We start from the raw sequence: 12,000 nt of genomic DNA on the forward strand, positions 1-12,000 counted from the left end.
TTACGGGTAAACAGCTTTATTTTGTAGGGGATGCGCTTTCTACGTATTTGGGCGGTGGTGCCAAATATGAGGATGGCAAATGGACAGCTCCAAGCTTCAAGGTTAATATAGTCAAGGATAATGGTCAGGAAAAAAGTGAGACTTATGATAATGTAGCGGATGCTTTGGCAGGGGTTGGTACTTCTTTTACCAACGTTCAGAATAAAATTACTAAGGAGATTACCGACCAGATTAATAATGCGATTACCAATGTACAAGGTGATAGCCTTGTTAAGAAAGATTCAAAGACAAATAATATCACTATTGGTAGAGAAGTAGAAGGCACAGAAATCGATATCACTAATAGCAAAAGTGAATTACGAACCCTTTCTGGCGTGAAGGAAGCAACGAAGGCTAATGAAGCTATTAACAAAGGGCAATTTGATAAGGGTGTAAAGAAACTGACTGAAGATCTTCAGTTTGAGAATTCTTTTGCGGTTCACTACGATAAAAAATCCAACGATAATGGGATCGAGGCAGATTATAGAAATATCACTTTGGGGAAAGGTCAAGATGCTTCCCCTGTTTTTCTGCACAATGTTGCTAATGGTACAATTGGTAAGGATTCGCATGATGCAATCAATGGGGGACAGATTAATACAATTGGCGAAGATATTGCAAAATTCTTAGGTGGTGGGACAGAATTTGTTAATGGCGCCTTTAAAGGACCCAAATATAGATTATCTGTTATTGTTGAAAATGGTCTGGTAGCAAAAACTTACTATAATAATGTTGGTGATGCTTTAAAAGGGCTTAATACCAATATTAGAAATGTCAATCAACTTATTAAAGATATCACACAAAGTGTTACACAAGATTCTTTATTTTGGAGCGCGGCTGATGAAGCCTTTAGTGCTCAACATGGAAAAGGTGAGAAAAAAGCAAAGAGCAAGATTACACATCTTTTAGATGGTAATATTTCGAAAGATTCTACAGATGCCATTACGGGGGGGCAGCTTTATTCGATGAGCAATACCCTTGCGACCTATTTGGGCGGTGGTGCTAAATATGAGAATGGAACATGGATCGCTCCAACTTTTAAACTTACAACTGTTAACGGTGAAGGAAAAGAAGAAGAGAAGACTTATCCGGATGTAGCAAAAGCTTTGGAGGGAGTTGGTAGTTCTATCACGAATGTTCAGAATAAAGTGACTGAACAGGTTAATAATGTGGTTAACAAATTAGAAAGTGATAGTCTTGTGCAGCAAGATAAAGCGACAAATCATATTACCATTGGTGCGAAAATAGAAGGTAGTGTTATCAATATCGCTAACAAAAATGGTGAGGATCGGACCATTTCTGGTGTCAAGGCAGCAACACAAGAGAATGAAGCTATTAACAAAGGGCAGTTTGATACAAGTATCAAAGATGTAAATAACGAAATAACGAATAAGTTTAATGAGCTTAATCAAAATATAACGAATATTACGCAACAAGTTAAAGGTGATTCTTTATTGTGGAACAGTGAGAAAGAAGCATTTGTAGCCCAGCACGGTGAAGAAAAGACGAATAGTAAGATCACTTTTCTTGCAAATGGAGTCATTACTGCTGACTCAACAGATGCGATTAATGGTTCTCAGCTTTATTCGATGGGGAATAGTCTTGCCGCATATTTAGGAGGTGGAGCTGAATATAATGAAGGAAACTGGACCGCACCAACCTTTACGTTTAAGACAGTTCAGGAAGATGGAGAAGAAAAGGATGAAACTTATCAGAATGTAGCTGAGGCTTTAAGCGGGGTTGGTAAATCTTTCACGAATATTCAGAATAAACTCACCAATGAAATTAATAACACAAAAGATGATGCTTTATTGTGGAGCGAGAGTGATAAAGCATTTGTAGCCCAGCATGGAGAAGAAAAGACGAGTAGTAAGATCAGCTTTCTTGCGAATGGTGATATCACTCAAAACTCAATGGATGCAATCAATGGATCTCAGCTTTATTCAGCGATCAATTCACTTTCTATGTATTTTGGTGGTGGCGCAGGCTATCAGAATGGGGCATGGAAAGAGCCGACATTTTATGTTTCGCAATTCAAGAATGATGGAAGTAGTAATGACAAAACTGGCTATCATGATGTTGCAGGTGCGTTTGAAGGTATGAATGATAGCATGAAAAGTATCAACGAGCGTCTTAATAATGTTTCTAAGGATATCTCATCGAGTAGTTTAAATTGGAACGAGACAGAAAAAGCTTATGACGCTCGTCATAATAATAAGGATAGTAAGATTACGCATGTAGCAGATGGTGAGGTATCAGAAGATTCGAAAGAAGCCGTTAACGGAAGTCAACTTTGGGAGACAAATAAGAAAGTTGAAGCGGTTGAAGAGCGTGTAGAGAATATTGATCAACATGTAAAAGATATTGAAAACACGGTAACGAATGATGCGGTTAAGTATGATAAAGGAGCTGATGGCAAGAAGACGAATAAAGTTACGTTAGTTGGTGGCAATGAAAGTGATCCGGTGTTGATAGACAATGTAGCGGCTGGTGAATTATCCAAAGATTCGAAAGAAGCTGTTAATGGGAGTCAACTTTGGGAGATGAACCAACAGATGAAGACAGTCCTTGATGATGCGAAAAAATATACGGATGAGCGTTTCAATGACATTATAAATAGCCAGATGGGAGATGTTATTAATGAAGCAAAATCTTATACGGATATGAAGTTTGAAGGCTTAAAGTATGAATTAAAGGAAGTTCGCAAAGAGTCAAGACAAGCAGCGGCGATAGGTTTGGCAGTATCGAATTTGAGTTATGAAGATACGCCAGGTTCATTAAGTTTATCGATTGGGACGGGTGTATGGCGCAGTCAATCTGCCTTCGCGATTGGAGCGGGTTATATGTCTGAAAATGGGAAGATCCGGTCAAATATATCAGCGGCGAGTTCAGGAGGCCATTGGGGCATAGGAGCAGGCTTAAGAGTAAAGCTAAATTAATAAAATTCACGACGATTATTTTCAAAAAAGCCCCAGTCTACTCACAAGACAGGGGCAGAAACTATTGCACGATTAAAGGGATGATTCTCACAAATAACAATTGTTGGTATCGATACTGAAAATAAAAAAGAGAGAGGGTGTGAAGAGTGGCGTATTGTATGCAAACTTGACAGAAGTAGTGTGGGCTGGTTCGTTGTTGTATGATTATCATCGAACAGCAGATGAATATTGTTTTTGAAGATGCAAAAAAGTATACTAGTAAGCAAATCGTATACGAGTATAAAAATTTAAGTAGTGAATGATGATATTGGGAATATCAAAAAAGAAGAACAGTAAACTGTAAGCGTTATTTGAGCGGTGCGCAATGTAAGCTATAATCTAGATTAACGTAAGTATGTAAAATAGCTGTAAACTATAATATAAAGAGCAATATGTATTTTTTTTGACAAAAAGGTGCGCGCAGAATCCATAGCGATATATTTTTAAAATTGCTAAAAAATTCTATTTTTGACTATTTTAATTATTTCCGTATGCAACAGCGGTAATGGTTGCTACAAATTCATCGATTAAAATAAAATTATCTACAATAAAATGGCGTATAAACACTTCCATAAACGTCTACAGAGCAAATAATAAGGCTGTAAATTCTAGAATTATTCCATGAAAAAATAATTAAATTCACTTTTTTCTTGCTATTGTTCTTAATAGTATATAAAAGGTAAAGGAATCGTTAAGAAATATCTTTGCCAAACGGGGGGGCCGCGATTATGGTAAAATCAAATAGCCATTGCAAATTTATCCAAAAAAGCTTTATGAGATACAACTCTAAAGTGTTAGATATTACGTTTATTTTTACAAGAAAAGCGCAATAATCTCACAAAAAAAATCCTAAATCCTCAGCAAACAATCCAATTATTCTCTGCAATAAACATCCTTTATTGCTTATCAGATATAATCCAAATAATAGCGCACGAATATGTCTCTCCGTACCCCATTTTTTATCACACAAAAAACCGAGGGATTTTTTGCAAAAAAAAACCTAAAGTCGGTAAAGCAATCTCTACACTCTGGATTATGAATCAATCACAATCTCATTGAGACTATAGATAATCCTTTTTCCCGTTATGACAACCCTAATCTTTTATCAAAAAAATCTTTTTTGGGGTTTCTAGCACCAGAATATGTCTTGTTAATATTTTTATTACTTGGAGGAGTTATTATGAAAAAAATATATACCACACAAAAAATACCAGCAGTGAGTCATTTAAAAAACTCTTGTTCGCCTTATGGATTCTCTTTTATTAAAACGCTTTCATTGGTTTCAATGGCTGTCTTTTTATCGAATGCTTCTCCTGTTTCTGCTTGTGATCTTTGGGGTAATGTCGCAACTTATTTTGGTGGTGGTGCAGATATACGTAAAAGCATTGCACCAATCTATGTAATTGACGGTAGATTGTATAGAGATGTTGGTTCTGCGTTTGCAGGAGTAGATAGAAAATTCAAAGGCTTAGCAGATGATATTAAGCTTGAAGTTAAAAATGCTTTTGATGCTGCGTTTATAGGTTGGGGGAAATGGAGGAATCAAGTTGATCAGCAATTTGAAAATATTTTGTCTAATATGCTTGTTAAGCAAAATGCTGCAGGGACTATTACAATTGGGGCACAGAGAGATGGCTCTGCAATAGATATTGCAAATAAGTTTCATAAAGCGCGGCTTATTACTGGTGTGAATGCTGGCTCGATTACAGCCACATCGACGGATGCGATCAATGGATCCCAGCTTTATTCACTGGGCTCTGCAGTAGCGAAGTCTTTTGGTGGTGGTGCAGACTATAAAGATGGCAAATGGAGTGCTCCTACTTTTATGGTTAAGGCTTTTGATCAAAATGGTAATGAAGTTGACAAGAATTATAATAGTGTCGCAGCGGCATTTGTTGGCGTAAACGATTCTTTTACGAATCTTAATAAAAAGATTAAAAATGCTTTTGACACTGTGTTTCTAGGGTGGGGGGCATGGAAGAAGCAAATTGATAAGCAATTTGAAAATATTTTGTCTAATATGCTTGTTAAGCAAAATGCTGCAGGGACTATTACAATTGGTGCACAGAGAGATGGCTCTGCAATAGATATTGCAAATAAGTTTCATAAAGCGCGGCTTATTACTGGTGTTAATGCTGGCTCGATTACAGCAACATCGACGGATGCGATCAATGGATCCCAACTTTATTCACTGGGCACTGCAGTAGCGAAGTCTTTTGGTGGTGGTGCTGACTATAAAGATGGCAAATGGAGTACTCCTACGTTTACGGTTAAAGTCTTTGATAAGGATGGTAGTGGAGCTGACAAGCAGTATCAGAATGTTGCAGATGCATTTACTGGCGTGAATACTTCTTTTATGAATCTTGATGAAAAGATTGAAAATGTAGCAACTAATGTGACGGGTAATAGTCTTGTTAAGCAAGATAATACAGGGCTGATTACCATTGGTGGACAAGTAAGTGGAACGAAAATAAGTCTTGCAAACAGTAATAATGCGGCACGGACTCTTTCCGGTGTGAATGCTGGCTCGATTACAGCAACATCGACAGATGCGATCAATGGATCTCAACTTTATTCGCTGAACAATGTCGTTGCAGGCTATTTTGGTGGTGGTGCTGACTATAAAGATGGCAAATGGAGTGCTCCTACATTTACGGTTAAAGTTTTTGATAAAGATGGCAGTGGAGCTGATAAGCAGTATCAGAATGTTTCAGATGCATTTACTGGCGTGAATACTTCTTTTGCGAATCTTGATAAAAAGATTGAAAATGTGGTTGCCAATGTGGCGGGTGATAGTCTGGTTAAGCAAGATGATACGGGGCTTATTACCATTGGTGGCAAAGTAAGTGGAACGAGAGTAAGTATTGCCAACGACATGGATGCTCCACGAGTTCTCTCTGGTGTTAATGCTGGCTCGATTACAGCAACATCGACAGATGCGGTAAATGGATCTCAACTTTATTCGCTGAGCAATGTCGTTGCAGGCTATTTTAGTCATGATGCTGGATACGATGCAGATGGAAAATGGGTATCTCCTGTTTTTACAGTTACAGTTTTGGGTAGGAATGGTAGTGAGACTGAGATGCACTATGAAAATGTTGCGGATGCACTTTCTGGTGTAAGTAGTTCTTTTACAAATCTTAATCAAAAGATCAAAAATGTGAAAGACGATAGTCTTGTTAAGCAAAATAGCACTGGGCTGATTACCATTGGTGGAAGCAAAAGTGGCAATAGAATAGATATTGCAAACAACATGGGTGCCCCACGAGTTATCTCTGGTGTTAAGGGAGGAGCATTTACAAAAACATCGACCGAAGCAGTAAATGGTGCTCAACTTTATTTTATGACTCAGGAATTTGCACATTATTTTGGCGGTGGAGCTGGATTTGATAAAGAGGGAAACTGGAGTGGTCCTACTTTTGTAATTAAAAACTTTGATCAGTATGGTAATGAGACTGAGCACGAGTATACGAGTGTCGCGGCTGCATTTGCTGGCATTAATAATACTTTCGTAGGTTTGAATGAGCGGGTTAAGAACGGTATTGGTGAAGGCTATGAAGCTGTTACAAATGATTTTCCTTTTAAGAAAATGTTACCTCTTACCAGAATGTTACCTATAGCTCTAAACGAGAGGGCAGATGGGGATGCGGATACGACACCTATTGCTCCTGAATCACCCTCAAAACAAGTGAGTTTTGTGAATAGTAAAAATGAAAGCCGGCGTTTGTTTGGTCTTTCTGCTGGTACTATTTCTGCGAACTCAACCGATGCAATCAATGGTGCACAGCTTTATGCGATGAGCAACCTAGTTGCTACTTATTTTGGCGGTGGTGCTGGATATAATGAAAAGGGAGAATGGCAAGCTCCTAAATTCATGGTAAACCAATTCAAAGACGGTAGTCTTTCAGAGACGCCACATGAGAGTGTCGCATCTGCTTTTGCTGGTATGAATGAGACTCTGTCCATGATCGACAGTCGCATTAGTAAGGTTGAGAAGAATGTAAACTCTCCTGGACTCTCTAATGGTTTTCCGTGGAATGAAAAAGAAGGAGCCTATGACGCTAGCCATAATGGAACGCCAAGTAAGATTACCAATGTAGCTGATGGTACAGTTGCAGAAGGTTCTAAAGATGCGGTTAATGGTGGACAGCTTTCGCAGACGAATGCCAAAGTAACAGAAGTTGAAAAGGAAGTTAAGGCAGTTGAAAACAGAGTAACAGAAGTTGAAAACAAGGTGGATGTTGCGGTTAGCTATGATGTCAAAGACGGAAAGAAAACCAATAGCATTAAGTTAGTAGGCGGAGATGAAAGTGCTCCTGTCTTGATAGAGAATGTAGCGGATGGCAAAATTGACAAAGGTTCGAAAGAAGCGGTGAATGGTGGTCAGGTATATGATCATACAAATGAGCAGATGAAGATTGTTCTTAAAGATGCGAAAAAGTATACGGACGAGCGAGTTGGTAATCTTATCAATAAGAGCGTTAACGAAGCGAAGTCCTACACGAATATGAAGTTTGAGGCATTAAATTATGAAATGAAGAGTGTGCGTAAAGAGGCAAGGCAAGCAGCAGCGATTGGTTTAGCAGTGTCTAACTTGCGTTACTTCGACGATCCAGGATCTTTAAGTCTTTCATTTGGTGGTGGTTTGTGGCGTGGCCAATCTGCCTTTGCTATTGGTGCAGGGTATACGTCTGAAGATGGTAAGATTCGTTCTAACTTGTCAGTAACCAGTGCTGAAGGTCAGTGGGGTGTAGGGGGTGGAATAACTCTGAAATTAAAATAACACCAGATAATACGAAAACTACAGTTTAACTAAAATTTCACCCTTGTCTGAGGAGGCAAGGGTGAAAATTTATATTATAGGGAAGTAATATTTTATAGAGAAAGCCATAATTATACTGAGAAAGTATTCATAATACTCTTAGTGAGAAATAAAGCACTTTAACAAAAATTTTACAAATGCAGAGTAATGCTCTCAATAAATGAATAGAATGCATAATCGCACACTATTTTAAAAGTGTACGTTCTACATTTTCATTGAGAGAAAATATCCATTGGGGGGATACGTTATAAAAAATCAAAAATCCCATTTACTATTGTATTTGCTCTATACACAACAGAAGCAATCATAAATTATACAGCAATCACAATGATAAGTAAGACTCATTTTGATCAAAACAGGGGACCTAAAAAAAACTATAAAATAGAAGCTCTATATTAAGTCTATAACCTATGCAATGAAGCTATGATTTGAATGATAAAGACCTTTCACGATTGCTTAAATCGGAAAGACTCATTCTGTAAAATAATTTAAATTCATTTTCTTCTTGCTATTTGTCTTAATAGTCTATAAAAGGATACAATGGTCTTGAATTAAGACTCATTCTGGTAAAAACAGAAACAGAAAAATCTATCGCAAGGGGAGGTGCGAGAAATCATGAAAAAATCACAAACTCATTTTCATCTTATTTTAAATTTCCTCACGAGAGAGTTCCAGAGGACAAAAATAAACTGCACACTCTCATAAGGGAAGTGTAATAATTCCACCAAAAAACACTCTCAACAATCTAATCTTTTCGCAATAAAAACTTATTGCCTTTTAAGTACATAAAATGAGCTCTTTCACCTTAAAAACCGTAAATCATACATCGAAACAGAGCGTAAAAACACATCCTTTCCATTCTTTTCACGCTCAAATTCAGGAAATCTTTTCAAAAAAAACACTTTGCTTAAAAGCGGAAAGCCTCGTTAACAAAATTATCAATCAACATCAATCACAACCTTAGCGAAGTTTTAATCACTTCTATCCGCTTCTGGGAAAAAACCAAACTTACAGAGAGCAAGCAAAAAATACACCCTTATAAATCACCTCTAGCGCTGAAATGTGTCTTTTTAATGTTCTCAATATGTTTTCTTACTTGGAGAATCTATTATGAAAAAATTATATACCACACCAAAAGTGCAAGTGGTGAATAATTTTAAAAATTCTTTCTCACGTTATCAATCACTTTTTATGAAAGCGCTTTCAGTAGCTTCAGTATTTATCTTTTTATCAAATATTCTTCCTGTTTCTGCTAACTCTCAGACTTTCAATAACATATCACACGATTTGAGTGGTGGTACAAATATACTTAAAGCTATTCCACCAACCTATATAGTTGGCAGTAAATTGTATACAGATAGTGGCTTTGCATCTATGGGGGGTGAAGAAGACGCCTCCAGAAACTTAAGATCTAAGTTTAAGTTTCAGACTAAAGATGCTTTTGATATTGCATTCGCGGGGAGAGAAGGTTTTAAGAATGGAGTAGATGCATTTTCTAGCGTTAATAGTTCTTTCGCAAATTTGAATCGTCAGATTATTGAGATAAAGGCTCTCCCTATTATAGGAGAAAAACAAAATAATCTCTATCAGCGGAATGATCGGCATGAGAATATAGACAGCTTTCCTTTTATAAGAAGTTTATCTCGTGGATTAGTTCGCGGGGATGAAGATGGGGATGGAGATGAGGATGGAGATGAGGATGGAGATGAGGATGAAAAAAAGGCGGTAACTATTGCTATTAACTCACCATTAACAAAAATAAATGTTATGAATAGTGAAAAGAAAGCTCGGATTATTTTTAATCTTGCTGCTGGTAAGCTCTCAGCAAAGTCCACTCAGGCAGTAAATGGTTCCCAACTTTATTCACTGGGTACTGCGGTTGCTACGTCTTTCGGTGGTAGTGCGAGCTATGAGAATGGTAAATGGACAGCTCCTCAATTCACGGTCAAAACCTTCGATACTGATGGTGGATCTAAAGATCAGGTTTATAATGATGTCTCTAGTGCTTTGACTGGAGTTGGTACTTCTGTTTTGAATGTTCAGAATAAGTTGACTGAACAGGTTAATAATGTGGTTAACAAAGTGCAAGGCGATGCCTTGTTGTGGAGCGAAACTGATCGAGCCTTTAGTGCTATGCACGGCGAAGGAAAAGACAGAAGAAGTAGCAAAATTAAGTTTGTTGCAAGTGGATCTTTAGCACAAAACTCAACCGATGCTGTGAATGGCAGTCAGTTACATGTGATTGGTACCAATATGGCTAGGTATTTTGGTGGTGGTGCTGATTTTGGAGATGGAAACTCAACGGGTCCAACTTTTAAGTTTAAGATCTTTAAAGAGGATGGTGAAGTTACTGATTGGACTTATGATAATGTCGCGGCTGCCTTTGCTGGTGTTGGTAATTCTATCGCGAGCATTAAGAATGAGATGACCAAAGAAATTGCTGATGAAAAGAGTGATTCTTTGAACTGGAGTAAAGCTGCTAATGCGTTTGTGGCAACGCACGGAAAAGATAATAACAAAACAAGTAGCAAGATTACGTCTCTTGCCAATGGTGAGGTTACTGCTGGCTCAAGTGATGCTGTAGCAGGTAATCAGCTTCATGCTCTAGGAAGCAGTGTTGCGAAGACTTTAGGTGGTAGTGCGAGCTATGATAATGGTAAATGGACGTTACCGACTTATACGCTTAAAAGCTACAAAGAAGATGGTACGGAAGGACAAGCCGTTGACTATGATAATGTAGGCTCTGCTTTTGCAGGCATTGATACGAACTTCACAAATGTGAACACACATCTGAATAACGTTGTTCATGATTTTAATAAAAAATTAGACAATATTAATAAAGAAGTTAAAGGCGATGCCTTGCTATGGAGCAATGAAGACAATGCTTTTGTGGCGCAGCATGGAAAAGAAGGAGCAGAAACAACCAGCAAAATTAAATTCCTTGCTAATGGAGAGATTACTGCAACTTCAAATGATGCTGTAGCGGGTAACCAGCTTTATACGTTAGGGAGCAGTGTTGCGAAGACTTTAGGTGGTAATTCTCTTTATGAGAATGGCACATGGGTAGCTCCAATCTTCAAAGTTAAGACCGTTAAAAAGGATAATAGTGGAGTTGAAGAAACTACTTATAATAGTGTTGCGGATGCCTTTGCAGGTGTTGGAAATTCTATTACAGATGTTCATAATGAGGTGAATAGCCAAATTACCAATATTATTAGTGAAAGTCTTGTCAAGCAGGATGATACAGGTCTTATCAAGATAGGTGCAGAAAAAGAAGGCAGCGAAATCAATATTGCCAACAAGGATAGTGGGGATCGTATACTTTCTGGGGTAAAGGAAGCGACCAAGAATAATGAAGCAGTTAACAAAGGTCAGCTTGATACAAATATCAAGAAAGTAGAAGATAAATTAGCGGAAGCAGTGGGTAATGTTACGCAACAAGTTACAAATGATGCTTTATTATGGAGCAAGGATGATGACGCGTTTGTAGCGGATCATAAGAAGGGTGATATAAACACAAAAAGTAAGATCACGCATATTTTGGATGGGAATATTGTTTCCGGTTCTACAGATGCTGTCACGGGCAATCAGCTTTATTCTGTCAATCAGCAGGTTGCAGAATATTTAGGTAGTGGAGCTGGATATGAAAATGGCAAGTGGACAGCTCCAAGCTTTATGCTGAAAATGTTCAGTGAAGATGGTAAGGAAAGTGGAAAAAAGACATATAATGATGTAGGTTCTGCTTTTGCCGGAGTTGATACGAACTTCACAAATGTGAATAAACATCTGAATAATGTTGTTAATAATTTTAATGAAAAATTAGACAATATTAATAAAGAAGTTAAAGGCGATGCTTTGCTATGGAGCAATGAAGATAATGCTTTTGTAGCTCAGCATGGAACAGAAAAAACGAATAGCAAGATTACGTCTCTTGCCAATGGAGATATTACTGCAGCCTCAAGTGATGCTGTCACGGGTAACCAGCTTCATGCTCTAGGGAGCAGTGTTGCGAAGACTTTAGGCGGTAATGCTGGTTATGAGAATGGCACATGGGTAGCTCCAATCTTCAAAGTTAAGACCGTTAAAAAGGATAATAGTGGAGTTGAAGAAACTACTTATAATAGTGTTGCGGATGCCTTTGCAGGTGTTGGAAATTCTATT

The 12,000-nt window shown here is 37.8% G+C and carries 2 protein-coding genes and 1 pseudogene; all 3 read left to right on the forward strand.

All coding sequences use genetic code 11. The annotated features are described in order from the left end of the window. Positions 1 to 2,978 (forward strand): Vomp family autotransporter (locus PVV64_RS09315; protein WP_273760744.1); only part of this gene is annotated, 2,978 nt, incomplete at its 5' end. Between the two features lie 1,219 nt (positions 2,979 to 4,197). After that, positions 4,198 to 7,800 carry a YadA-like family protein gene (locus tag PVV64_RS09320; protein ID WP_273760745.1) on the forward strand — a complete coding sequence of 1,201 codons (3,603 nt, stop codon included), beginning with the start codon at positions 4,198 to 4,200 and terminating at the stop codon, positions 7,798 to 7,800. A gap of 1,149 nt (positions 7,801 to 8,949) precedes the next feature. Then, positions 8,950 to 12,000 (forward strand): annotated as a pseudogene (locus tag PVV64_RS09325) (hypothetical protein); the annotation flags it as partial.

The organism is Bartonella sp. ML70XJBT.G (assembly GCF_028618575.1).
In the GTDB taxonomy this organism is placed as follows: domain Bacteria; phylum Pseudomonadota; class Alphaproteobacteria; order Rhizobiales; family Rhizobiaceae; genus Bartonella.